At 47.0% G+C, this 25,861-nt stretch carries 22 protein-coding genes; 10 read left to right on the top strand and 12 right to left on the bottom strand.

Going from position 1 to position 25,861, the window contains the following annotated elements; all coding sequences use genetic code 11:
• The first annotated feature begins 33 nt into the window (after positions 1-33).
• From GK108_RS23950 to GK108_RS23935, 4 genes are read left to right on the top strand one after another with little or no spacing between them, the layout of a single operon-like run.
• Positions 34-1,008: an AAA family ATPase gene (locus GK108_RS23950; protein WP_163953955.1), complete on the top strand. Its 975-nt coding sequence runs from the start codon at positions 34-36 to the stop codon at positions 1,006-1,008.
• Positions 1,009-1,026: 18 nt separating this feature from the next.
• Positions 1,027-2,172, top strand: coding sequence for a hypothetical protein (locus tag GK108_RS23945; protein ID WP_163953952.1), 1,146 nt, complete (start codon positions 1,027-1,029; stop codon positions 2,170-2,172).
• Positions 2,169-2,987, top strand: coding sequence for a tetratricopeptide repeat protein (locus tag GK108_RS23940; RefSeq protein ID WP_163953951.1), 819 nt, complete (start codon positions 2,169-2,171; stop codon positions 2,985-2,987). Before GK108_RS23945 ends, GK108_RS23940 begins: the two co-directional genes overlap by 4 nt.
• The gene (locus GK108_RS23935; protein ID WP_163953948.1) at positions 2,984-4,342 is read left to right on the top strand and encodes a DUF58 domain-containing protein; all 1,359 of its coding nucleotides are present in this window, start codon (positions 2,984-2,986) and stop codon (positions 4,340-4,342) included. The genes GK108_RS23940 and GK108_RS23935 overlap by 4 nt, the downstream gene beginning before the upstream one ends.
• A 99-nt stretch (positions 4,343-4,441) precedes the next feature.
• Here the strand turns inward: GK108_RS23935 and GK108_RS23930 are convergent, their stop codons facing one another.
• The 4 genes from GK108_RS23930 to GK108_RS23915 all read right to left on the bottom strand — a co-directional run bounded on the left by GK108_RS23930 (position 4,442) and on the right by GK108_RS23915 (position 8,087).
• Positions 4,442-4,663: a hypothetical protein gene (locus tag GK108_RS23930; protein WP_212592866.1), complete on the bottom strand. Its 222-nt coding sequence runs from the start codon at positions 4,661-4,663 to the stop codon at positions 4,442-4,444.
• 80 nt (positions 4,664-4,743) lie between these two features.
• Complete coding sequence (tatC, locus tag GK108_RS23925) at positions 4,744-5,598, bottom strand: twin-arginine translocase subunit TatC (RefSeq protein ID WP_163953946.1); 855 nt, start codon at positions 5,596-5,598, stop codon at positions 4,744-4,746.
• A 93-nt stretch (positions 5,599-5,691) separates the two neighbouring features.
• The gene (locus GK108_RS23920; RefSeq protein ID WP_163953944.1) at positions 5,692-6,981 is read right to left on the bottom strand and encodes a serine hydroxymethyltransferase; all 1,290 of its coding nucleotides are present in this window, start codon (positions 6,979-6,981) and stop codon (positions 5,692-5,694) included.
• A gap of 236 nt (positions 6,982-7,217) precedes the next feature.
• The gene (locus GK108_RS23915; RefSeq protein WP_163953942.1) at positions 7,218-8,087 is read right to left on the bottom strand and encodes a helix-turn-helix domain-containing protein; all 870 of its coding nucleotides are present in this window, start codon (positions 8,085-8,087) and stop codon (positions 7,218-7,220) included.
• 146 nt (positions 8,088-8,233) lie between these two features.
• Here GK108_RS23915 and GK108_RS23910 point away from each other — a divergent pair, with 146 nt between their 5' ends.
• Together GK108_RS23910 and GK108_RS23905 are read left to right on the top strand one after the other, a co-directional pair.
• Positions 8,234-9,067, top strand: a complete 834-nt coding sequence (locus tag GK108_RS23910; RefSeq protein ID WP_163953939.1) for a phytanoyl-CoA dioxygenase family protein — start codon at positions 8,234-8,236, stop codon at positions 9,065-9,067.
• 142 nt (positions 9,068-9,209) lie between these two features.
• On the top strand, positions 9,210-11,306 hold the full coding sequence (locus GK108_RS23905; protein ID WP_163953937.1) for a protein-disulfide reductase DsbD family protein: 2,097 nt from the start codon (positions 9,210-9,212) through the stop codon (positions 11,304-11,306).
• A gap of 105 nt (positions 11,307-11,411) precedes the next feature.
• Here the strand turns inward: GK108_RS23905 and GK108_RS31345 are convergent, their stop codons facing one another.
• The 4 genes from GK108_RS31345 to GK108_RS23890 all read right to left on the bottom strand — a co-directional run bounded on the left by GK108_RS31345 (position 11,412) and on the right by GK108_RS23890 (position 14,312).
• Complete coding sequence (locus GK108_RS31345; RefSeq protein WP_246225135.1) at positions 11,412-11,792, bottom strand: hypothetical protein; 381 nt, start codon at positions 11,790-11,792, stop codon at positions 11,412-11,414.
• Positions 11,793-11,798: 6 nt separating this feature from the next.
• Positions 11,799-12,743, bottom strand: coding sequence for a hypothetical protein (locus tag GK108_RS23900; RefSeq protein ID WP_246225133.1), 945 nt, complete (start codon positions 12,741-12,743; stop codon positions 11,799-11,801).
• Positions 12,744-12,853: 110 nt separating this feature from the next.
• Positions 12,854-13,885: a fatty acid desaturase gene (locus tag GK108_RS23895; protein WP_163953934.1), complete on the bottom strand. Its 1,032-nt coding sequence runs from the start codon at positions 13,883-13,885 to the stop codon at positions 12,854-12,856.
• A gap of 250 nt (positions 13,886-14,135) precedes the next feature.
• A complete protein-coding gene (locus tag GK108_RS23890) occupies positions 14,136-14,312 on the bottom strand; it encodes a hypothetical protein (RefSeq protein ID WP_163953819.1) in 177 nt (58 codons plus the stop codon).
• 327 nt (positions 14,313-14,639) lie between these two features.
• On the opposite strand from GK108_RS23890, the gene GK108_RS23885 reads away from it, so the two are divergent.
• Positions 14,640-15,008 carry a hypothetical protein gene (locus GK108_RS23885; protein WP_163953931.1) on the top strand — a complete coding sequence of 123 codons (369 nt, stop codon included), beginning with the start codon at positions 14,640-14,642 and terminating at the stop codon, positions 15,006-15,008.
• A 116-nt stretch (positions 15,009-15,124) separates the two neighbouring features.
• Positions 15,125-17,545 (top strand): TonB-dependent receptor, encoded by a 2,421-nt coding sequence (locus tag GK108_RS23880; RefSeq protein WP_163953929.1) that lies wholly within the window; start codon positions 15,125-15,127, stop codon positions 17,543-17,545.
• 76 nt (positions 17,546-17,621) lie between these two features.
• On the opposite strand, the gene GK108_RS23875 is transcribed toward GK108_RS23880, so the two are convergent.
• The 3 genes from GK108_RS23875 to GK108_RS23865 form a co-directional block, all read right to left on the bottom strand.
• Positions 17,622-18,839 carry a pyridoxal phosphate-dependent aminotransferase gene (locus tag GK108_RS23875; RefSeq protein WP_163953927.1) on the bottom strand — a complete coding sequence of 406 codons (1,218 nt, stop codon included), beginning with the start codon at positions 18,837-18,839 and terminating at the stop codon, positions 17,622-17,624.
• 77 nt (positions 18,840-18,916) lie between these two features.
• The gene (gene folK, locus GK108_RS23870) at positions 18,917-19,396 is read right to left on the bottom strand and encodes a 2-amino-4-hydroxy-6-hydroxymethyldihydropteridine diphosphokinase (RefSeq protein ID WP_163953925.1); all 480 of its coding nucleotides are present in this window, start codon (positions 19,394-19,396) and stop codon (positions 18,917-18,919) included.
• A 105-nt stretch (positions 19,397-19,501) separates the two neighbouring features.
• On the bottom strand, positions 19,502-20,506 hold the full coding sequence (locus tag GK108_RS23865) for a formylglycine-generating enzyme family protein (RefSeq protein ID WP_163953923.1): 1,005 nt from the start codon (positions 20,504-20,506) through the stop codon (positions 19,502-19,504).
• A 231-nt stretch (positions 20,507-20,737) separates the two neighbouring features.
• Here GK108_RS23865 and GK108_RS23860 point away from each other — a divergent pair, with 231 nt between their 5' ends.
• Complete coding sequence (locus GK108_RS23860; protein ID WP_163953921.1) at positions 20,738-22,630, top strand: ABC-F family ATP-binding cassette domain-containing protein; 1,893 nt, start codon at positions 20,738-20,740, stop codon at positions 22,628-22,630.
• A 78-nt stretch (positions 22,631-22,708) separates the two neighbouring features.
• Positions 22,709-23,350, top strand: a complete 642-nt coding sequence (locus GK108_RS23855; protein ID WP_163953919.1) for a DedA family protein — start codon at positions 22,709-22,711, stop codon at positions 23,348-23,350.
• A 58-nt stretch (positions 23,351-23,408) separates the two neighbouring features.
• Here GK108_RS23855 and GK108_RS23850 read toward each other — a convergent pair whose 3' ends face one another.
• Positions 23,409-25,844: a 3-hydroxyacyl-CoA dehydrogenase/enoyl-CoA hydratase family protein gene (locus GK108_RS23850; protein ID WP_163953917.1), complete on the bottom strand. Its 2,436-nt coding sequence runs from the start codon at positions 25,842-25,844 to the stop codon at positions 23,409-23,411.
• Positions 25,845-25,861 lie beyond the last annotated feature (17 nt).

Raw genomic sequence — 25,861 nt, 5'->3', positions numbered from 1 at the left:
TACAATCCCTAAATCCCGGTCTGGAATGATTTTATGGAAAATTTAGAAACCCGCCTGGACCTGACACCCCTTAAAAATGCTATCGACGCCATACGTACCGAAATAGGGAAAGTTATTGTGGGCCAGGGACAAACTATCGATTTGTTACTGACCGCATTGCTGGCAGACGGCCACGTTCTTTTGGAAGGCGTGCCGGGCGTTGCCAAAACCCTGACGGCTAAACTACTGGCGAAAACTATTTCGGTAGGGTTCAACCGGATTCAGTTTACGCCCGATTTGATGCCATCCGATGTTCTCGGTACGTCTGTTTTCATTCCTAAAAACGGCGATTTCGTTTTCAAACAGGGCCCTATTTTTTCCAATCTGGTACTTATTGACGAAATAAACCGGGCTCCTGCCAAAACACAAGCGGCCTTGTTTGAAGTCATGGAAGAGCGCCAGGTCACAAACGACGGAACTACGTACCGGCTCGATGAACCTTTTATGGTGCTGGCGACTCAGAACCCAATCGAGCAGGAAGGTACGTATCGGTTACCCGAAGCCCAGCTAGACCGTTTCCTGTTCAAAATAGTAGTTGGCTATCCCGACACCGATGCAGAAATTGATATTCTTCGCGGTCATCATCAGCGCCGAAGTCTGACTGATGCGCTGGACGCGGTTACGGCTGTGCTCTCCGCCGAGCAACTCGCTACGTTACGTCAGCAAGTACATCAGGTGCATGTTGAAGACAACCTATTCGATTACATTACGAAGATCATTCAGGCAACACGTAGCAACAAATCGCTCTATTTAGGGGCTTCTCCTCGCGCATCCGTGGCGTTGCTGAATGGAGCCAAAGCGCTGGCCACCTTACGCGGCCGCGATTTCATTACGCCCGAAGATGTACAGGAACTGGCAGCACCCGTATTACGTCACCGCGTACTGCTGACTCCCGAGCGGGAAATGGAAGGCGGTACTGCCGACGACGTAGTAACTCAACTTGTTCAGAAAATAGAAGTTCCCCGCTAATCCCTTGTAAAATTGACGATGAAAGCCGACTGCATTCTGCTACTCAATCGGTTTTGCCCTGGAGTTTTTCACGTAATAAACTCCAGTTCGTTCATCCTATTTTTCGCAGCCTCCTCTCTGTTAACTTCGTTACTTTTTGCCCAACCCTCAAATCGCGACCAGCTAGTTGGTACCTGGATTGGGGTTCACGCAGAATGGGATATTGATTTCGTTTGCCCGCTTCCCACCTATATTCGGCTGAACGCAGACAGTACGTATCAGTTGGGCATGGTAGATGGCTCTGCCTCTCCACTCACATCGACCTGGTCGGTGCAGGGCGAGTCAGTACGTATCGATACCATTCATTACGCGCCAGAGATGGTTCGTATGCAGGGCGATTTGCTACGTATCGGCACTACGTATCCGTTAGTCTTTCGGCGGTTTACCGACATTCCCGCCGATTCGGCTCAGGTGCATCGACAGCTAACAGCTAAGAGCTGGCAAGCCGGGAACGTAGTGATTAATCTGTTCGCTAACGGCAAAGCCAGTCTGGAAGACGTAGTTACCAAACAACGCACGGCGCATTTTTGGCGACTGGCTCGTTTCGGCTCATCCGTTTTTCTGATCATCCGAGGCAATCAATATACTCGTGATGGCAACTACAAACCGATCTGGCAAATAGTGGCGAACTCAGCCAAATCGGTTAAGATGATTGGCTGGAATGGAAAATCGATCTCAACCGAAACGTTTCAGCTACTAAAACCACTATCACCGACAGATTCGTGTCGGGCCAGCGGCTTCCAAACCTGCGACAATTGTTACCGATCCATGTGGCACGAAGTTGCTCTCGGGCGTTCGCACAAACGATACGATGTGCTTCAGCTTCTGACCAAATACTATCAACCCGTTCATCGGGCAGGTCAGTCAGGATTGATTCAGATAAAATTTGTTGTGAATTGCAATGGTGAATCAGGCTTATTTTCTACGACTGGTTTTGACGAAGATTATTGTCCTAAAGTCTTCGACGAACGTATCACGACGCAATTATTAACGTTATGCCGCAACCAGATTGCCGTTGATGAGTCTTTTCGGGCCAACCGCAATCCAGACTCACGGCCTCAGGATGCAGCTATTACGTTGGCATTTCGGCTTAAAGACGGAAACATAACCGATATTCTGCCATGAAGCCTATAGTCTATTTACTGTTGCTGTTATCGGCTTCAGCATTTGCGCAAGACGGAGAGCGTTTTCTAAAGTCCTGCGCTTCTATGATGGCAACTAATCGAGCACCTCAAAGCCGGTTCTTTTTTGCGGAAAGGCGGGAGAAAAGCCGTTTGGACACCTTAACTCGTAACGCTCAAAACGACCGCTTTCGGGCCATTAACTACTTATGGCAAAGAGATTATGAACAAGCGGATCTCTGGCTGGAGAAAACCTCCGTTACGTATCCGAAAGAAAGCGGTGCTATTGGTGAGTTATACCTGTTGGAACTACGTGACTACCAGCGGGCTTTAAAACATTTTGACGCTTATGATGCATTAACCCCCGCCTTCGACGACATTGTCTACAACAGTCCCGTCAGTTATTTTAAAGGGCTTGCCTATCAGGGATTGGGCGATCATCAACGGGCCATCGAGCAGTTTTCGGCAGGCATTGATTCACTCGTACACAAACATGGGGCCGAGTGGGTCAACTATCGTCATTTTATTAGCCGAGCCGTAAGCTATATTGCCTTACAGCAACCCGAAAAAGCATTAACGGATCTGGGATTTGCGCTGAAGAATTTTAACCGGAGCGCTTTGGCGCAGTATCATCGAGGCCGTGCACTACGTCAGCTAAACCGAACTCAGGAAGCCCAAACGGCTTTTCAGGATGCATCGTTTTTCTTTAAAGCACTACGTGCCGAACGTACCATTGATTTTCAGGAAGACGATCACAATTTGTTATACGAACCTGACATTGACGAAGCTCTCCAAAACCTTAAAACGCTGAATCGTTGACGTTTCTCCGACCCTTATTTATAGCTACCCGCCTGTGGTTTTCTCTGATAGCATTTGTTTTGCTGTTCGTAGCGGCTTATGCTTTTCCAGTCTTGTTTCCGCTGGTGCAGCTGTTGTTTGCCGCCTTTATGTTGCTGATTGCTATAGACGGCTGGTTACTGTTCAGAAAGAACAAGGTAAAGAAACCTGTCTTCTTCGCCCGTCGTGACGTTCCCGACCGACTCTCGAACGGCGATGCCAATCCGCTGACGATTTACCTCGAAAACTACTATCCGTTTCGGGTAAACGTAGAAATCATCGACGAAATCCCCTTTCAATTCCAGCGCCGGGACGTACTGTTCCGGGCCGGGCTCAATCCGCGCGAAACCCGCGCTATTCGGTACGAACTTCGCCCCACTCGCCGGGGCGAATACAGTTTCGGAGCCGTTAATACGTTTGTTCTTTCGCCAATAGGATTACTGAAGCGACGGTTTCAATTCGAGGAGGGAAAGATGGTTGCTGTTTATCCGTCTTTTCTCCAGATGCGCCAGTATGAACTCCTGGCAGCAACCAATCGGCTCAATGAAATTGGTATCAAGCGGATTCGTCGGATTGGTCATAGTATGGAATTTGAACAGGTACGCCCCTACTCGACTGGTGACGATGTTCGTACCGTAAACTGGAAAGCGACCTCCCGACGTAGCGATTCGCAGGGTGCTACGTTGATGATTAACGCTTATCAGGACGAACGCTCACAGCCAGTCTACTGCCTGATCGACAAAGGCCGTGTTATGCAATCGCCTTTTGATGAGCTAACCCTGCTCGACTATGCCATTAATGCCAGTCTGGTGCTGAGCAATATTGCCATACAAAAGCAAGATCGTGCAGGCATTCTGACGTTTTCCGATCACGTAGGTCAATTGTTACCAGCCGACAATCGTACGGGGCATATGCTTAAGATTCTGGAGTTATTGTATCGCCAGAAGACGAAATTTCAGGAAAGCGATTACGAAAGTCTGTATGCCAGTGTGCGCCGACATATACGCCAGCGAAGTCTATTATTACTGTTTACTAATTTTGAGACGGTGAATGCCATGCACCGACAGCTACCCTTTCTGCGTCGGCTGGCGAAAGATCATCTATTACTGGTTATTTTCTTCGAAAACACCGAACTCCGCGATCTGCTGGACAAACCAGCCACCGACACGGAGCAGATTTACCTGAAAACCATCGGTGAAAAGTTTGCTTTCGAAAAAAAGCAAATCGTCAAAGAGCTAGCTCAGTATGGTATCCAATCTATTTTAACGGCACCCAAAAATCTGACAGCCAATACCGTCAACAAATACCTTGAGTTGAAGGCCAGAGGCATGATTTAAGTGTTGAAGAACATTAAAAACGAAAGTAGAACATACAATACCAGAAATGCCATGTCTTCAAGACATAGCATTTCTAAGTAGGTTGTGGAATACGTAGCGTCAATTATCGCTCGTGCTTCCTTTGATCGACTCATAATCTGATTTCAGGCGGCCCATTTCTCTGGCCAGAAAAGTTTGTAGTTGCCGATTGAATTCATTTTTTTCTTCCTCGGACAAGGATGCGTACAACTCTTTCAGCTCCTGGTTAATGGCAGCTCGTTCAGCATCATCAGCTGCGTTGATAGACCGATAGTGGTATTTTCGAAAATCGTACTGATTCATCTGTTTTGTAAATAAGTAGAGGATACGTATTGAGCTTGTTAGTTCGATACGTATCCTCTCTCAACTAAAATCATTAACGCCTATTTCATCAACGCTTTTTCGTCAGCCAATCGGGCTTTTTGCACCGACCCGGAGACTAAAATACTGACCTCATACAGCATTGCTAATGGCAAGGCAACCAGAACCTGGCTATAAATGTCGGGCGAGGGCGTAATGATTCCGGCTACTACCAGAATGACAATCCAGGCATGTTTCCGGTATTCGCGCATAAAAGCAGGCGTTAAGATACCTACTTTCGATAGCACAAAGGCTACTATTGGCATCTGGAACATTAAGGCACAACCTAATGACAACGTAACCAGAATACCAATGTAAGACGTAATGTCAAACTGGTTTTTAATCTCAGGCGTGATCTGATAATTGGCCAGGAAGTTGATCGCCAACGGAGATACAATAAAGTATCCAAAAAGTAATCCCATCAGAAACAACGACGACACATAGAATACAGCTCCACGAGCAGCCTGCTTTTCTGTCTGACGTAACCCAGGCTTAATGAATCGCCATAACTCCCAGAAGGCGTAGGGGAATGCAAAACAAAGGCCGATAATTAACGACGACGTAAGGGCCATCGTAAACTGATCCGATACGCCGAGCGCCTGCAACTCAAAATTTAGTTTCTTAACGCACAAATCGGCGTAGCCTGTCGCATCAGACAGTTTACACATCATCCGGTACGTCCAGAAATTAGGACTTTTAGGCCCCATAATCACCGTGTTCCAGATATCTTCAATGAAGACAAAGGCAATGATCGCAAACACGAAAATGGACCCAACGGCCCGGATAATGTGCCAGCGGAGTTCTTCCAGATGGTCGAGAAAGGACATCTCCTTACCCTCTTCTTCAATCTCCTCGTCGGTCAGTTGATCTAGCGGCATGTTTCAAATTGCGAATGATTGAATGATTGGATGATAGAGTAACTGCTACGTAAAGACTACTAGTCAATCATTCTATCATCCAATCATTCACAATTAACTTTTATAGAGCGGAAATGCTTTCATCCACTCATTAATTTCTTCTTTTACGGTCGCAAGCGTCGCTTCATCGTCATGATTCATCAACACTTTGTCGATATATACGACGATTTGCTCCATATCCGATTCTTTCAGGCCGCGTGTTGTCATGGCAGCCGTTCCAACCCGAATACCCGACGTTACCATCGGTGATTTATCATCGAACGGAACCATGTTTTTGTTGATCGTGATATCGGCTTTGATCAACGTATTTTCAGCCAGTTTACCCGTCAAGCCTTTCGACCGTAAATCAATAAGCATCAAATGGTTATCAGTACCACCGGAAATAATTTCATAGCCCCGGCTTAGGAATGCATTCGCCATTGCCTGTGCGTTTGCTTTCACCTGAACAGCATAATCATAGAAATCGTCAGATAGTGCTTCGCCGAAAGCCACCGCTTTAGCTGCAATAATATGTTCCAACGGCCCACCCTGCGTACCGGGGAAAACACCCGAATCCAGCAGCGATGACATTGTCCGCAGTTCACCTTTAAGGGTTTTGATGCCGAATGGGTTTTCGAAATCGTTCCGCATCATGATCATACCACCGCGCGTACCACGTAGCGTTTTGTGGGTTGTAGTTGTCACAATGTGCGAATGAGCCAGCGGATCATTTAATAATCCTTTCGCAATTAGTCCGGCAGGGTGCGATACGTCGGCTAGTAACAACGCGCCAACTTCGTCGGCAATAGCCCGAAGCCGGGCGTAATCCCAATCGCGGCTATAGGCCGATGCGCCACAGATAATCATCTTCGGCTTTTCGCGCTTGGCCGTTTCTTCAACCACATCGTAGTTGATCACGCCCGTTTCTTTTTCTACGCCATAAAACGTAGGGCGGAAATACTTACCCGAAATATTTACTGGCGAACCATGTGTCAGGTGACCACCGTGCGACAAATCGAATCCCAGAATAGTATCGCCGGGTTGCAGGCAAGCCAGGAAAACGGCCGTATTAGCCTGCGCTCCCGAATGAGGCTGAACATTAACCCACGTAGCGCCAAACAGTTCTTTGGCCCGGTCAATAGCAATTTGTTCGATCTGATCAACTACCTCGCAACCACCGTAATAGCGTTTACCAGGAAGGCCTTCAGCATATTTGTTGGTCAAAACACTCCCGGCCGCTTCCATAACAGCGGGCGATACAAAGTTTTCTGACGCGATTAGTTCAATACCCGACTCCTGCCGATGTTGTTCTTTGGCAATCAGGTCAAATACCTGTGTATCGCGGGTGGTGGTGACGGTTGTCATACTGCGAGCGGTTTGTGCATTCGTGTTTCAAAATCTGGTTGCCAATCACTAAGCTGCAACCAAACAAGCAATCACTTACAAAGGTACAGCGGAAAATGGTAGAATGTAGGAGATTTTTAGTCAGACTATAGATCAACCTCTTTAATGCCTATCAGAATGAAATTTACCGGGCAATAATGCCTATTTACCACACCCTCTACTTTTTCCTGATATTTCCTGTTACATCGGTAGCCTCTTCATTTTTGTCGTGCCATAGTCTGGTAATGCAACGGAGTTACACCCGTGTGGAGTTTAAACTGACGATGAAAATGAGAACTATTGTTGAATCCGCACTCCAGTCCAACCTGGCTGATGCTCAGATCAAAATCAGTTAACAGTTTCCGGGCATGACTGATACGTAGTTCATTTAAGTATTCCACAAACGATTTACGGGTTCTCTTCTTAAAATAACGGCAGAACGCAGCCTCTGCCATGCCCGCCACCGACGCAATCTGCTCTACTCTAATTTCCTCCCGAAAATGGTTCAGCATATGGTCGAATACCCGTTTCATTCGCTCCGTTTCAGCAGCGCTGGGCGCGAGCTGATATCCATCACTAGCCAGCAACGTAGCGTCTCGATCATTGCTAAGTTCGTTTAAAATCTCTAACAGGCCAAGAAGTGGTAGCAGACCTGTTTTCTGAGGAAGACGCTCCAGTTGATCAACTATAGCGCCGATACTCGACGAACTAAACCGTAGTCCGTAGCGAGATCGATCCAGTAATTGTCGTACAACCATGGCTTCAGGAACCGTCGCCAGCCCCTGCTGTATAAAATCATTCGGAAACTGCACAACAATCGACTCCGACTGCAACTCTGCTTTTCCCTGATAGAATTCGTCGTCGCTCCGCCAGAAATGAGGCAGATCAGGTCCTACTAATACTAAATCACCAGCCTGAAACGACTCAACATGATCCCCAACAAACCGCCGTCCGTAGCCCTGCACGATATACGTCAGTTCATACTCTGGATGATAATGCCAGGGCGCATCGAAATAGGGTAATTTAAATTGCCGTACGAGCACAGAACTTTGCTCTCCAAAAGTTAGCTTCTCAAATAAAGCCCTCATTTATCATCCTATTTTAACTCTCATTCATATCAATAAACCCGCAACAGGTCAAAATTAAATACAAATAAGATAAAACCGTCCTACCTAGACTCTTAACAAGTATATATTTTTGTATTGGTCCTTGTAACCCAACCTTATCTAGTTTTATGGAAGCCATTATCGACAAAACAGACTTACTCAACGAACTCGATACGCCTTACGAAGTCAGCCAGGAAGCCATTTCGTTTTACCGAAAAAACGGCTTCGTCAAATTAAAACACGTACTGAGCCCAAGGGTACTGGACTATTATGGCGATATTATCACGGAGCTGGTTTTTCGCCTGAATACGCTTATAAAACCAATGGAAGAACGTACTACGTATGAACGAGCATTCCTGCAGATTATGAATCTATGGCGCGAGGATGACCGAGCCAGGGAGTTCGTTTTTTCAAAACGGTTAGCTAAAATTGCTGCGGACCTGATGGGCGTCGAAGGTGTCCGTATTTATCACGATCAGGCTTTATACAAAGAACCGTCGGGAGGGATTACGCCCTGGCATGCCGATCAATTTTACTGGCCTTTAGCCTCCCCTCATACCGTAACGGTATGGATTCCTTTACAGGAAACCCCGATGGAGATGGGGCCACTGGCGTTCGCAGAAGGTAGCCAGCACGTAGCAATTGGCCGCGATATAGAGATTAGTGACGAGAGTGAGAAAACGTTATCGGACGAACTACAGCGGCAAAACTTTACCGTACACGATACGCCATTCGATCTTGGCGAAGTTAGTTATCATGCTGGCTGGACGTTTCACCGGGCAGGGCCGAACGTATCAGACCGCCCTCGCAAAGTTATGACCATGATTTACATGGATAACGATCAACGTATTATCGAGCCACGCAATCCCTATCAGGTAGCCGACCATGCCAAATGGCTTAACAATGCCCCGATTGGCGGTGGCCCGCAGGATGAATTAAATCCGATAGTATTCACCTACTGACCGTAGAATTTAAATTTATTAGTCGTCAAACGCTGGCAGTTATATCGATAAAACTGTCATTGTTTGGCGACTATTGGTTTTTATGGAAATATTTTTGCGGGATTTCTGTTGTTCAAACAAACCATCACTTACCCAAAGCGGTATGAAATCTATTCTCGCACTTGTTGTGGGGCTGTTGCTGCCTCTTGCTACGTTCTCGCAAATTATCAAGCCCGCAACATGGACATATAAGCCAGCCAAGCCATCCGCCAAAATCGGAGAAATAATCGAAGTACGATTTACGGCAACTATTAAGGCCGGATACCATATTTTCTCATCCGACGTTAATCCAAAGCTAGACGGAGGCCCCTTACCCACTGTTTTCAACTTTACACCGCATGCATCTTATGAGTTAGTAGGCAAGGTAAAGCCTGCTAGTAAGGTGGAAACTAAGTACGAAGAGGTTTTTGAGGGCGATGTATATCAAATGCACGGTCCAGCTCAATTCGTGCAAAAAATAAAGGTCTTAAAAGAAAACCCGACCATAAGCGGAACACTTGAATACCAGGTCTGTACAGACAGCGATGGTCAATGCATACCAGGAAATGAAGATTTTGCTATTACTGGTTTAACGGTTAGCGGACCGCCCACCACCACCGCTGCTGTGGCAGCTACTCCTCAGGCTACATCGGACGTAACTACTACCAATACAGAAACGGCCGTTGCGGCTACCACACCCGATGCCGACACTGCCGTTGCACAAAGTGGAACAGCCGAAGAACCAACGGTTGTTGAAGCCCTAAAAAGACCAGAACAGACGCTGAATGAATCGGCAACGGCTGACAACGGTTCCTTACTTGGCTTTATGCTGGCCGCTTTTCTATCCGGTTTAGTTGCTTTGCTGACACCCTGCGTTTTCCCGATCATTCCGGCCACCGTCAGCTATTTTACTAACCAGGAAGGCGGTCAATGGAAAGCACTTCTTTACGGAGCGTTTATTATCGGTATTTATGTCATTGTGGGCACAGTGGTATCCCGTATTAATGGGCCCGCTTTTGCCAATTTCGTTAGCACCCACTGGCTTCCTAACATTCTGTTTTTTGCAATCTTCTTTGTTTTTGGTCTGTCGTTTTTAGGGCTTTTTGAGATTGTCCTCCCAAACTCGCTGATCAACCAGGCCGACGCCCGCTCCGAAAAAGGGGGTATTCTCGGTATCTTCTTCATGGCTTTTACGTTGGTGCTGGTATCTTTTTCCTGTACGGGTCCAATTGTAGGAAGCCTGCTGGTAGCGTCGGCAGGTGGCGAAGTAGTCAAGCCTATTCTGGGTATGGCCGCGTTTTCATCGGCTTTTGCTGTACCCTTCACCTTATTTGCGGCTTTTCCACAATGGCTTAAAAACCTGCCTCGTTCGGGTGGCTGGTTAAATTCGGTGAAAGTAGTGCTTGGCTTTCTGGAATTAGCCCTGGCCCTGAAATTTCTGAGTGTGGCCGATCAGGTTTATCACTGGGGCTTACTCGACCGCGAAGTTTTCCTGGCGATGTGGATCGTTATATTCACCTTGCTCGGGTTTTATTTCCTAGGCAAAATTCGTTTACCGCACGATAGCGAAGTCAAATTCATCAGCGTTCAGAAATTATTGCTCGCGATTGTTACGTTGTCCTTCGTAGTATACATGATTCCTGGATTGTGGGGTGCTCCCCTGAAAGCCCTGTCTGGTTATTTACCACCCGAATCCACCCAGGATTTCAACCTGCATAATCGTCCCACAGCTAACGTATCAGCGTCCAATTCGTTAGGGGAAACGCCTAAATACGCCAACCTGTTTCATTTGCCCCACGGCCTCCAGGGGTTCTTCGATTATAAACAGGGGCTCGCTTATGCGAAAAAAGTAAACAAGCCAGTTTTCATTGATTTCACCGGTCACGGGTGCGTTAATTGTCGTGAAATGGAAGCACGGGTTTGGTCAGACCCAACCGTTTTGTCACGCCTTCAAAACGACTTTGTGCTTATTGCTCTGTATGTTGATGACAAAACAGAACTGCCCGAATCAGAATGGTATACATCGACCTACGATCAGAAGGTTAAGAAAACCATTGGCGCGCAGAATGCGGATCTGCAAATCACGAAATACAATAACAACGCCCAACCGCACTATTGCCTCGTTGACAGCAATGGTAAGCTATTGGTAGCTCCTAAAAACTACGACCGTAGTATCGAAAACTTCGTTACGTTCCTGGAATCAGGAAAAGCTAAGCTCTAAAGCTCTTTAGGTATTCTTATAAAAGCCATGTTGTCCTCAAGGGTAGGATGGCTTTTTTATAACTGCCTAAAATACCGCCTAACCATTCTTATACACAAACATGAGTCATCCCGAATTTTGAGCCCATAAGTGGGTGAAGGCAATTCGGATTCGGTAAAGCGGTGCTGAGGCTTCTCGGCACCGCTTTCCAGTTCGGTGGCAACCCATCCCCAAGAGTAGTTGTTGCCAGTGGCTAAGCTCAGCCCGTAGTAAGGAAAGTAAAAAGCCGTATAACAAAGCGACGATCATCATCAACTTAAGTCGGTTTTCCCAAAACCACAAGCGAGGAGATTCTAAAGCCAGTTCCGATTTAGTATAGCGGAAGGCCGTTTCAATCTGCCACCGGCGGGCGTAGGCAAACACCATTTGCCAGGCTGAGTCCACCGAATCAACGACCTCATTAGTAAGTAGATAACAAGGCGAACGGCCCTTGCCAGGCCGGGACACAATCAACTATAGGGGCACATCAGGGTAAGCCGGATGCCGTACAGGCTGGTAGACAATACCTGTTTTTCGATGACACTTGTGGACCGCATCGTAGACTAGCCGATGATCGACCGAGCGTTTGCCCCGGATTAGCTCCCAGGTTTTTATGGAGACACCTGCCTGATTGAGCAAGTGATAATGGGTTTGCCACCGGATGAGCCCCCTCAGCTTGGCTGTCAATAACTTCCCTAACCAAGCCTGAGAAGCATAGCCTCGATCAAAGACATGCAAGACACTCTGACCAAAACGCTCGGTCAGTTCGCTCAACGTCTCCTTGAGGACATCCGCCCGTTGACGGGCATGCTCACCTCGTCTGGTCCACCACTCAAACTCATAGAGGCAAGGAGCTCCGCTCGTACCCGCCAATAAGATGCCTAACCACTCTAGGCCAGGTACACAAATAGGTTTGCCATCTGGTGGGTTGAAGTAGCCGGGTCGAATGCGTTTAAGTCGGCGGGCTTTACTACTACGCACAGCGCCCATATCCTCACTGGCCAGTGTCTCTGGTTTTTCCATCACACTTTCATCCCAGAGCACCAACACGCGTTGCCCTTGTTGATGAAGTTGCTCATAAAACGTCTGGGCTTTGGCCCGAATACCTTTCTGAATTAAGGTATGACTCCAATGGGGGCATCTTAACAGATTGGCGATTCGTTTGGTGCCCGCTGGGGCTTGACGAGCGGAGAGCAGATGTTCACCTAATTCACTCAAAAGCAGGCCATTATTTCGGTGCCGAAAGCGTAGCAAGGTAATCAGCAGTTGGCTAAATGTGCGTACTAGCCGCACATCTATCAAGGCAGTCAACTCATCAAGAATGCTTTGGGTGAACTGGGTCAGGCGCTGTTGATAAAAAAGGGCCACTGATGGTGGCCATTCTTGCTCAGAATTGGTTTGTTTTGCAGTAGTATTCATGAGAAAACCTCCTGTTTTGTAGTTTGGCGACCACAAAGTTCAGGAGGTTTTCGCTTTGTTAGTCAGACCCAAAATTCGGGATGACTCATGTTTGTATCTATAGCCAATTTTTACGCAGTCACCTTAGCTGGATAATCCTGCGATTCAACAAATTCAATATCTGGTTTCGACTGATCCGCAACCGTTACGCGTCCACGTTCTTTACGAACAATTCGCGAATACAACGAAATTTCCTGATCGAACAGAAAGCGGAAAAATAAACGAACGTAAGACGTATGGTATTTCAAGGTATCGTAATACTCGGGAGCCGTTTTCTTAATTTCTGGCAGTTTATTCCAGGGAATAGACGGGAAATCGTGGTGCTCGTTGTGAAAGCCAACGTTCAGGTTTACGCCGTTTAACTGGCCGTAATAACTATAGGTTTCCTGCTCCGGGTCAAGTGTTAGATAGTGTTCCTGAATCCAGCGGGCTCCCAGTGGATGAAAACCTACCGAGAAAAACAGACATAATAGCAAAAAGACCAGCGCTTTCCAGCCAAACAACGTAACGATCAATACGTCAAAGGCCAGCTGTACAATGATGTTGGCAGCTACCCATTTATCGATAACAGCCAGCTCCCGGCAACGTATCGTTCGGATCGCCTGAAAAATGGGGAAGAACAATAACCAAAGTGCTTTGCCTATCGAGTAATTGTTGATCAGTTTTGCTTCGTACCAGTCTGGCAAATCAGCGTCCAACTCATGTACACCCTGAAAAGCATGGTGTTTGATATGGAAATTTTTGAACGACAATGCTGTTGGCAACACAGTCGGCAAATTAGCCAGGATAGCAGCCCACATGTTAGCCGCAGGTTTGCGGAAGATCAGATTATGCGCAGCTTCGTGAATACAGACGAACAGCGTATGAGCCGGAAACGCACCGATAAACCAGGCAGCCGCTACTACAATCCACCAGGACTGATCACGAACCAAATAAGCGATGCCAGTCATGAGAGATACACAGCCAAGAATGATCCAGAATGTGCTGGGGTTTTTCTGGCCAATCAGTTTTTTAATTTCAGGATGGGATTTCAGGATTTGCCGCGTACGGATACGATGTGGTTCAGTTGAATTTGAACGGACAAAATCTGTTAGTACTGCCATAAGTCAATTATGTGTCGCTGATACAAGACGGAGGATAACGGACGGTAAATTTAACACATTTTCCGGTTCAAATACGCTTGCTCAGACTAGCAACCGGACAATTATCTACTTTAATAGTATACTTTAATCAAAAGCTTACTGGTATTAGTATGTATATCTATATATAAATGACTCACAAAGCCAATAAAAAAGAGCCAACTGCCCTTATAAAGAACGTTGGCTCTTCTATGTTTATATAGCCCATAATTAGTTAATCCATTGTAGGTTGTGTTTCGCTTTGTGATAGTACATCGGCCTTAATTTGCTCCATTACTCGTTCGGCCATTTGAGCAGCACCACGTAGCGCACCGAAAGCAATGCACAGTGGCAAAATAACGGGTAGAAAGAATACCCACTGGAAAATCATGTACAAACGAAATTTTCTCATTGGTTCAAAGGTAATTTATTAGATTAAGTTAACGGTATTTATATTTAGTAACAAATATAAGTTCTATTCAAACACAAAAAACTTTTCATATTCAAAATAAAACTTAGATCAATCCAAAAACAAGACGTTTATCGAAAAAATTCACTCCCTTTGGATTCACTCCCCTCTAATTCTATGGAATTCTTATTGATTGACCCTCTTTTTCAAAATTAATCAATTTTGGTGCCAAGATCTACAACCGTAAAATTGATAAACCATTAATTAGTGATTAAATCATAATCATTGGATATTTTTACCTATTAGATTGATTCTCAATACAAAATAATTGTGTTTCGGTTACAAAATTTTCGGTTTGGAATAGCACGCTTTCTACTTGGGCTGTACATAGCAGTACTGACCAATGGAGTTGCGTTTCGCCATGCCCACCGATTGTCCGACGGCACAATTATCTGTCATGCGCACCCTTACAAGTCTTCCGGGTCCCAATTTCCCCAGCACGCACACAGTCGTGATGAATTAATCTGGCTCGACGGCATTGCCAATGCGATTTATGCCAATCCAGACTTCGTAATCTGGGTGCCGCTGCTGCTTACGGTCGTCCTATTCAATAGCAATGGACGCGCAGTAAAGCATTTCCATTTTGTCTCTTCTCATTTCGCATTTCGTCATCGCGGCCCACCCGCTCGTTTGGTCTGATTCCTTCTTGTCGCTTAACCCGAATACAATTCCGCTGGTGAATTCTGTAGAGTTCACTGGCGTGGTATTGCGTGCGTATACAGCCTGTTCATTTACCAAACGATAACCAACGTTACATGCCTCTATTATTCCTTATTTTTATGCTGCTGCCGGGTCTGGTGGCAGCTCAGACAGTTATTTCCGGTACAGCCATTGATAAAAGCTCTCAGGAACCACTTATCGGCGTGACTATATATTTCCCAGGCCTGAAAAAAGGGACGCTGACTGACAATACGGGACACTACAGAATCACTGATATTCCCGCCGGTGTGCACAAAATCGAAGCCCGTTTTCTAAGCTATAAAACTCAAACCCAAACAATACGTATCGCCACGGGGGAAACAACCATCAACTTTTCTCTCGACCCAGACGTATCACAACTTCAGGAAGTAGTCGTGACGGGATTAACTACGGGCTCTACCGTTAAAGACAGTCCGATTCCTATAATGACATACAATAAAATTCAGTGGCTCCAGACGAGTTCTACCAACCTGGTCGATGCCGTGGTGAAATTGCCGGGGATGTCGCAAATCACAACCGGGGTCGGTCTTTCGAAACCTGTTATTCGTGGATTAGGCTTTAACCGAGTCATTACGGTCCACGATGGTGTTCGGCAGGAAGATAATCAGTGGGGTGAAGAACATGCCTTACAGGTTGACGAATACAGCATTGATCGCTACGAAATCATCAAAGGAGCCGGAAGTTTGCTGTATGGTTCCGATGGCCTGGGCGGTGTGATGAGTCTCATTTCAGCTCGCCCACCGGAAGCGGGTGTTATCCGCGGGCAAATCCTGACGAACTACCAAAGTAATAATGGTATGATTGGCTTATCGGGCGTGGTAGAAGGAAGCAGCCGAAAAGGACTATTTGGCCGTGTGCGTGTCAGCACCAAAAGCGCTGGTAACTACCGCAATCAATACGATGGTCGTGTTTATGGCTCGGCTTACCGCGAATTCGATATAAACGGAACAATTGGTATTAATCGCAAATGGGGCTATTCGCAACTATACGTATCAAACTGGCATCAGGACATTAATATCGTTACCGGCGAACGCGATCCAACCGGTCGCTTTACGAAACTCGTTCGGGTAGCCGCCGATTCCGAAGCCCTGGTCCCTACTACCGATGCGGATTTACGCAGCCGAATGATTGATCCATCAAACTATCAGAATCTGAACAATTTCAAAACATCGTGGAATACGTTCGCCAAACTCGGCGGAGGTAATTTATCCGCTATTGTCAGCTATAGCCAGAACCGTCGGCAGGAATTTGCCAGTACGCTCACGCCGGGCCAGCCCGCTTTGTATTTCTATTTACAGAATGTCTTCTACGACCTGAAATACTATTTTGGGGGTAAAAATGGCTGGGATTTCACCATTGGGGCCAATGGGTTGTGGCAGAAAAATCAGAACCAAGGTCTACAGGTTCTCTATCCGGGTTATCGTTCGCTGGATAATGGTCTTTTCCTCTTTGCGCAGAAAAAAACGGATCGGATGACAATCAACGGAGGAGTCCGTATGGATATCCGAAAAATGGAAATCAATCAGCTCTATGCCGACAGTGAGGGAGTGTTCAGCGAAAAACCCATTGCTGGGGGACAGATACGCTTCCAGGGACTGAACAAGACGTATTCGAACCCAACGGCCAGTCTGGGTGCTACGTATAATTTATCGAGTCGCTGGATCATCAAAGCTAATATTGGCCGAGGCTTCCGGGCTCCATCAACACCAGAGCTATCGGCCAATGGCGAGCATGCTGGTACGTTCCGATACGAAATCGGTAGTCCGAACCTGAAATCCGAAACATCGTTTCAGACCGATTTAGGCATCAATTACGAGTCGCAGGACGTATCGATTACGGCTAGCTTGTTTCAAAACCGAATCAACAATTACACGTATTCCGAGAAAGTTCTGGATCGGTTTGGCCGAGACTCCATCGTTGATCCGGCGCGGCCCATTCTGACGTATCGATACACACAGGGCGACGCAGTTCTGTACGGTGGCGAAGCACAACTAACGGTCAATCCGCATACCGTTCGGTGGTTCCATTTTACGGGGTCATATTCGTTGGTACGTTCACGCAATTTGTCATCGACGACCGATTCAACTCGTTATTTACCTTTTTTACCTCCTCCACGCGTTATTGCGCAGGTTAAACTCACAAAAGCTGAAGCGGGAAACCATTGGCGGAATATGTACGCATCGGTTGAGCTGGAACACAACTGGCGGCAAAATCAGGCCTTGTTAGCCTATGGCACAGAAACTCAGACACCTGCTTACACCTTAATTAATCTGGGGGCTGGTAGCGACATAATCAATACCAATGGCCGTACGCTTTTTTCGCTATACGTAACCCTACAGAACCTGTTCGACGTAGCGTATCAGAGTCATCAGAACCGGCTGAAATACTTCGGCATTAATGAAGCTACGGGTCGGCACGGCGTGTTCAACATGGGTCGCAATGTTAGTGTAAAGCTAGTGGTTCCAATTGGTGGCTGATAAAAGCTAAAAGCAGCAATGCCGATTAAGATGAACGTTCACCTTAATCGGCATTGCTGCTTTTATATGTCCTCCGTTATTTCAACGTCGCAACTGCGTCTTTGATACGTTGCACCGCTTCGACAAGTGATTCGTCGGAAGCAGCTGTTGAAATACGCAGGCAGTTAGGTGCTCCAAAACCCGATCCGGCAACCGTTGCTACGTAAGCGGTGCTCAGCAGCCATCCTGCAAAATCGTCAGAATTCTGAATGGTTGTTGTACCATCAGATTTGCCGTAGTAATAGCTAATATCCGGGAAGGCATAGAAGGCTCCTTCCGGTACGTTGGTGCGGAAGCCAGGAACTTCTTTCAGCAATTTTACAACCAGATCGCGACGACGATGGTATGCTTTCGTCATCTCCAGCGACGGTTCAAGGGTTCCAGTCAAGGCTGCAACGGTAGCTTTCTGGGCAATCGAGTTTGTGCCTGACGTTACCTGACCCTGCAGTTTCTCCACGCCATCGGCAATCCATTTAGCAGCACCGATATAACCAATACGCCAACCCGTCATAGCAAAGCCTTTCGCTACGCCATTAACGGTAATAACACGCTCAGCAATTTCGGGAATGGAGCCAATACTGAAATGTCCTTCTGGTGTGAAATTGATATACTCATAAATTTCATCGGCCAGTACGTACACGTTTTCGTGGCGAGCCACTACGTCGGCAATAGCGCGAAGTTCAGCTTCTGAATAAATCGAGCCAGTCGGATTATTTGGAGAAGCATACATAACAATCTTCGTGCGATCGGTAATGGCTGCTTCAAACTGCTCGGGGGTTACTTTGAAATTGTTCTCAAACGAACCGTCGACAACTACGGCTTTTCCTTCAGCCAGTTTTACCATTTCAGAATAACTAACCCAGTAAGGCGAGAAAATAATTACTTCGTCGCCTGGATTAATCAGCACCTGAATGACGTTGGCCAGCGAATGTTTAGCGCCGGTAGAAACAACAATATTTTCAGGCTTCCAGTCAATATTATTATCGCGCTTGAACTTATCAGCAATGGCTTTGCGAAGATCAGGATAACCCGCAACGGGCGAATAGCCGTGGAAACCATCATCAATGGCTTTCTTAGCGGCCTCGCAAATGTGTTGAGGAGTTTTAAAATCCGGCTCTCCGACACTCAGGCTGATTACTTTGTGGCCCTGAGCGGCCAATTCACGTGCTTTTTTGGTCATCGCCAGCGTGGACGATTCCTCCAGCGCGTTGATGCGGTCGGCTAACAAACTCACGGTGTCAAGCGTGGCAGACATAATCGGTGGTGATTTTAAGAAAATGATAACAAACTGGCGGCAAAGGTACTATGTTTTCAGCGGAGAGGCTCTATTATTTACAAATTAAAAATTTCTACCTCGCCCGTATCCTCACAGCCAGCCAGCAGCTCCAACGTTGTTTTTTGTAAAACGGGATGAACAAAATCTGGCGCTACCTCGGCCAGCGGAACGAGCGTAAAACGGCGCTGATGCAGATAGGGATGCGGAATCGTTAAGGTTTCGGTAAGTATGATACGTTGGTCGTAGTACAAAATATCGATATCAATAGCCCTGGCGCCCCATTTTTCTCGCCGTATTCGACCAAGCTCCTGTTCGATACGTTGTGTTTGTTCAAGTACCGATTCAGGCGTCAAATCAGTATCAATACGAACAACCTGATTCAAAAAATCGGGTTGTTCCGTAACGCCCCAGGCGGCTGTTTTGTACAAGCTAGATTGCTGGTCAATGCTACCGATCCGCTCCTTAATTAAGGAGACAGCCTTACGTAACGTATCGACCCGATCGCCCAAATTAGCACCAAGAAGCAGAATAAGCATGAAAGGTGAGATTGATGTATGAAGTATGATATGGGATGTATATAGGTAGCTAGTTCGTTAGTTTATACATCCTATATCATACTTCATACATTCTAGATACATCAATTAGTAGTCTTTAATCGGTTGAACGTCGTAATAGGCTTTAATGTCGGCTTCGCTGGGTGTTTTAGCCGGGCGAACGATACGGAAGCCAACAAACGATGCCGAGGTTAGCCACCAATCAGACTTAGGGCTTTGCGGATCGAGTACCTTCCAGGCTGGTGCCGATGGTGTACGCGCTGCCGACCGAAGCACCTCCGGCTCATCATCCCACGATCCACCCCGAACCGAGTTCGGATAAAGCGTAGTGGTCGGCGCGTAAGGTTCCTTAGTTGTTCCCTTGACAACCGTTGCATAATAGTCTTCAATGTATTGGTCCTGCGTCCATTCCATTACGTTGCCATGCATGTCATATAAACCAAACGGATTGGGTTTCTTTGTGCCCACTTTTTTATAGCCTCCCCCACTATTGCCATTGTAAACGGCATATTCACCCAATTTCTTTACATCGGCTCCAAACGAATAGGGAGTGGTTGTTTTTGCCCGGCAGGCATATTCCCATTCTGCCTCGGTCGGTAAGCGGTAAAACACGCCCGTTTTGGCGTATAGCCACGCACAGAACTTAATAGCCGCATATTGCGTCATATTAATGGCCGGATGGCCAGCACGACCCATCCCGAACGACATGTCTACGTAAGGTGGGCTAGGGCGGGTCGTCGCATCGGTTTTAGCCAGATTGGCATCGGCTTTAGGGTATTTTGTTGCCATCTCCTTTTCCATATTGGTAAAGGCAAACAGGTCGTACAGATCCCAGGTGATTTCGTATTTTCCCATATAAAATGGGTCAATCTGAACCTTGTGCTGGGGCCCTTCATCAGCCTTACGGCCTTTTTCTGCGGCAGGACTACCCATTAGATACGTTCCACCGGGGATTGCCACCATTTCATAAACCTGATTACTGCCGGGAACGACCTGGGTATATGACTTCAAATCGGTAGTGGTCTGCGCCTGAGTGCTAACGGATGATAGACTAGCAACAACTAAAGCGGCACCGAGGTATTTTAAATGCATTGTTGGTCAGTAGGGAAAGGATACATACAAGATGTAAAAGTACAAACGATTGCTTTGTTGTACCTTTGTGGGAATACAGTTTTATTTTTTTCATGTAATGTGTTCTATCACAGCAATCACATTAAATAAAGCTAACTCTTAGCCTAAAAAGCTCCGTCAATTGACGCAATCTAAAGGACCAAAGATTCTTTTACCTCCTCGTGAATAATTAGAGGAAGGTTACTATAACTTATGAATTACCTTTCAGCCGAAAATCTAACCAAATCATACGGCGACCGCATCCTGTTCCGCAACCTGACGTTTGGCATCAATCGGGGCGATAAAGTAGCTATTGTCGGTGCTAATGGCTCCGGAAAAACGTCCTTACTATCTATTCTGGCGGGAGCAATGCCTCCCGATGAAGGTATTGTCAGTCATCGTAAAGACATTAGCATTGGCTATCTCGACCAGCAACCCGACCTGAACGATGCGCTGACCGTCATGGAGGTCGTGCTGGCGGGCGAAAGTGCCCAGCTCGATGCTGTACGTGCTTACGAACACGCCTTGGCACACAACGATCAGGCAGCTCTTGAGCGGGCCATGTCGGAGATGGAAAAGCAGGAAGCCTGGGATTATGAGTCACAAATCCGGCAAATTCTGGGCGAATTGGGCATTCAGGACGTAGAACAACAGGTGGGTTCTTTATCCGGTGGCCAACGTAAACGAGTTGCGCTGGCGCGCGTACTGATTCAGAACCCCGACTTACTCATTCTGGACGAGCCAACGAACCACCTGGATCTGGAAGCTATTGAATATCTGGAAAGCTTTCTCAATACCAATAACGGTACGTTATTAATGGTTTCTCACGACCGTTATTTTCTGGACCGTGTCTGTAACCAGATCGCGGAACTGGATGGTGGTCAACTCTACACCTACAAGGGTAACTATGCTTACTTTCTGGAAAAGAAAGACGAACGCGAAATGGCAGCCGCTTCTGAGTTGGCTAAAGACCGCAATACATTCAGGCGCGAGCTGGAGTGGATGCGTCGACAGCCAAAAGCGCGTGGCACCAAAGCACAATATCGGATCGACGCTTTTGAGGAATTGAAGGATAAAACCAGCGGCAAACGTAGCGATGGTGACCTTGATCTAAACTTACGCACCTCCCGTTTAGGCACTAAAATCCTTGAAGTCGAAAATCTAAGTAAGCAGTTTGGCGAGAAGGTTCTGCTCGATCATTTTACGTATACCTTCAAGCGATTCGACCGGGTTGGCCTGATCGGTAAGAATGGCATGGGCAAAACCACGCTCATGAACATGTTGACCGGGCAGCTACGTCCCGATTCGGGAAAAATCACAACGGGCGGTACCGTTAAGTTTGGGTACTATACACAGAATGAGCTGAGCATTCCCGAAAATCAGCGCGTTATCGACGTAGTACAGGACGTAGCGGAAGTGATGAAACTGGCCAATGGCGACACCGTTACGGCCAGTCAGTTGCTCAGCCGTTTTCTCTTCGACCGAGCGAAACAGTATGATTACGTCGCCAAGTTGAGCGGGGGCGAAAAACGACGGCTGCAATTACTTCTTGTATTGGTTCAGAATCCTAATTTTCTGATTCTGGATGAGCCTACCAACGATCTGGATATTTCGACGCTGAACGTACTGGAAGAATTTTTGCTTAATTTTTCGGGCTGTATTCTGATCGTTACGCACGACCGCTATTTTATGGATCGGCTGGTAGAACACGTTTTTGTGATGGAAGGTGAGGGTAAAGTCCGCGACTTTCCGGGCAATTACACCGACTATAGGGAATGGCGCGATGACCAGCCCAAGAATACATCACAAAATGATAAAGCCACCTCAGCGAAGTCTAAGAACCAATCGGTAACGCCAGCGGTTTCATCGCAAAGCGGCAGTACAAGTACTACCAAGAAAAAGCTTTCGTTCAAGGAAATTAAAGAATACGAAACCCTTGAAAAAGAAATCGAATCGTTGGAGCAACGTAAAGCCGAAGTAATTGATCTACTAAATACGGGCGGCCATCATGAGCAACTAACGGCCTGGTCGCGCGAGATTGAACAGATCAACCAAAGCATTTCCGAAAAATCGGATCGCTGGCTTGAGTTGGCCGAATACCTTTAATTTTGAGTGACTGATTGATAGGATAATCGATAAAACTGTGCTACGTTATTCTATCAGTCAATTAGTCTATAGTTCAGCATGCACCAGATAATTGATTTTTTTCAGTACCTGCTCAATTCAGAAGAGATCATTCGAACGGGTGGTCTAGTGCTGATTACGCTTATTATTTTCGTGGAGAATGGGATCATTTTCGGTTTCTTTCTTCCCGGCGATTATTTGCTTTTTTTATCGGGTGTATTTGCGGGTACGAAAATTCTGAATGTACCGCTCTGGCTGCTGCTCCTCTGCATTTTCAGCGCTGCCGTTCTGGGATCGCTAACGGGTTACCTGACAGGCTATTATTTTGGGGCACGCATTAAAAACCGGCCTGATTCGCTGTTTTTCAAGCAAAAATACATCGACGATACCCGCGACGCTTTCGTTCGTTATGGTAACGGGGCTTTAATTGTGGCCCGCTTCTTACCCGTTGTTCGGACGTTTGCACCTATCCTGGCCGGGCTTATCCACATGCCTACCCGCTTTTTTCTACTCTATAATGTAATTGGCGCGGCTATTTGGGTACTTACGCTGGTGGGTGGCGGATTCTATTTTGGCGAGAAATTTCCGTGGATTATCAACTACGTCCACTGGATCATCATTTTCTTCCTGGCCATTACTACGTTTACGGTCGTTCGTGGATATTTAAATGCTCGAAAAGAAAAACGAGCGGAGAACGTGTAGCAATAAGAAAGGTTAACCACTCGTGGTTAACCTTTCTTATTGCTACAATAAATGCGTCTTAATTCCGCAACGGCTTGCCACCCGTCAGCAGACTTTGAATACGCTCAAGTGTTTTCTTCTCGCCAGTCAGCGATAAGAATGCTTCGCGTTCCAGATCGAGTAAATATTGCTCCGATACGTTCTGGGGAGTACTCAAATCACCACCACAGATCACATAGGCCAGTTTATCGGCAATTTTCCGATCATGATCAGAAATATAACGGCCCATGTGCATAGCCGTGATGCCAGCCTTAAATAGGGCAATACCTGTTTTACCCTGCACCTTAATATCAGTACGTGGTTTAGGCTGCGTATACCCATTTTCTGCCAGTTCGATAGCCGCCTGTTTGGCCTCTACAATTAAACGGCTCCGGTTCAGCACAATCTGATCCGTCGCACGTAGATAATTCATTTCACGAGACTCCTGAGCAGAGGTCGATACTTTAGCCGTCGCAATATTCATGAACACATTCTGTAGAATGTTCAGTTCAGGATCTCCGGTTTGATAGAGGTCAGATGCACGCGCGGCCATTTCTTTCGTACCACCACCAGCCGGAATCAATCCAACGCCGACTTCTACCAGGCCGATGTAACTTTCGGCGTGGGCAACGGCGCGGTCTGCATGTAATACCGCTTCGCAACCGCCCCCAAGCGTGAGCGTATGCGGAGCAACAATGACCGGAATAGACGAATACCGTAGCCGCGTAATGAGTTTCTGGAACTGAGCAATCATCAGGTTAACTTCGTCGAACTCCTGCTCAACGGCAAACATGAAGAGCGTTCCAAGATTGGCTCCGGCGGAGAAGGCTTCGGCAGAATCGTTCCCCACAACCAGGCCCCGGAAATCTTTCTCGGCAAGCGTAATACCCTTCATGAGCGCTTCCGATACCTCCGGCCCAAACGTATTCATTTTGCTCCGGAATTCGACGTTCAGAATACCATCGCCCAGATCGATAACATTAGCTCCGGCGTTCTTCCAGACTATGTTGTTGCTCAGATTTTCCAGAATCGTGAATGTTTCCGTTCCCGAAATGGCCTTGTAACTCTTGCTCGGAATATCGTAATACTTCCGCTTGCCATTCTCTACGGTGTAGAACGAGTCAAAACCAGCGTCGACCATATCGTATACCCATTGAGCCGGTTTCTGGCCGAATGACTCAATCAGTTCAACACCTTTTTTCAGCCCGATAGCGTCCCAGGTTTCGAAGAGGCCAAGCTGCCAGCCAAAACCCGCCGTAATGGCCGCATCGATCCGATATAGTTCATCCGAAATTTCGGGAATTCGATACGTAGCGTAGCGGAACCCATCGGCAAACGTTCGACGATAGAATTCACCAGCCTTATCTTTCCCGGCGATCAATACCGGAAAACGTTTTTTCAGATTGTCGATCGATTTCGTACCCTCCAACGTAGCGAATTTGACTTTCTCTGATGGCTTATACTCGAACGTTTTTAGATCAAGGGCCAGAATCAGCGTTTGCCCCTTATCGTCTTTGGTTTTCTTATAGTAGCCCTGACCGGTCTTATCACCGAGCCATTTGTTTTCCATTAGCTTCTGTACGGAAGCTGGTAACTCAAAGGATGCTCGCGATTCGTCGTGTTCCATTTTGACGAGGTTGCTGGCTACGTTCACTGTCGTATCCAGACCTACTACGTCCGACAAGCGGAACGTGCCTGATTTAGGGCGACCCACAACTGGACCCGTCAGCTTGTCGACTTCTTCGACCGTAAGACCCAGTTCTTCGGCCACCCGAATCGTCTGAATCAACGACTGAATACCAAGGCGGTTCGCAATGAAGCCGGGCGTATCTTTACACAAAACGGTCGTTTTCCCCAGATACAGATCCCCGTAGTTCATCAGAAAATCGACAACAGCCGGGTCGGTATCAGGCCCCGGAATAATTTCCAGCAAACGCAGATAACGGGGCGGATTGAAGAAGTGCGTACCGCAGAAGTTACGACGAAAATCGTCACTACGTCCCTCCGTTAGCAAGTGCATTGGAATCCCCGACGTATTGGACGTAATAAGCGTTCCGGGTTTCCGGAATTGCTCCACACGCTCGTAGACCGACCGTTTGATATCCAACCGTTCAACAACTACCTCAATAACCCAATCGTACGTAGCGATATCGTTTAGGTTATCGTCGAAATTACCCAGCTTAATCCGGTCAGCAAATTTAGGGCTGTAGAGCGCGGCCGGACTGGCTTTCAACATCGTCTGAAAGGCATCGTTGACAATACGGTTACGTACCGCCGGACTATCTGTTGTAAGGCCTTTTGCCTGCTCAGGCCCAGTGGGCTCTTTCGGCACAATATCCAGCAACAACACATCTACGCCAATATTGGCAAAATGGGCCGCAATACGAGAGCCCATAATACCGGAGCCTAAAACGGCTACGCGCCGGATGGTACGATTCTTTGTCTGCGTTTTGGGTTTTTCCAGGGTTGCTTCCATGGTTTTCAATAATAGGA

It is taken from the genome of Spirosoma terrae, from assembly GCF_010435915.1.
In the GTDB taxonomy this organism is placed as follows: domain Bacteria; phylum Bacteroidota; class Bacteroidia; order Cytophagales; family Spirosomataceae; genus Spirosoma; species Spirosoma terrae.
Note: the sequence above shows the minus strand (reverse complement) of the source record. Positions and strands in the feature narration are given on the sequence as shown.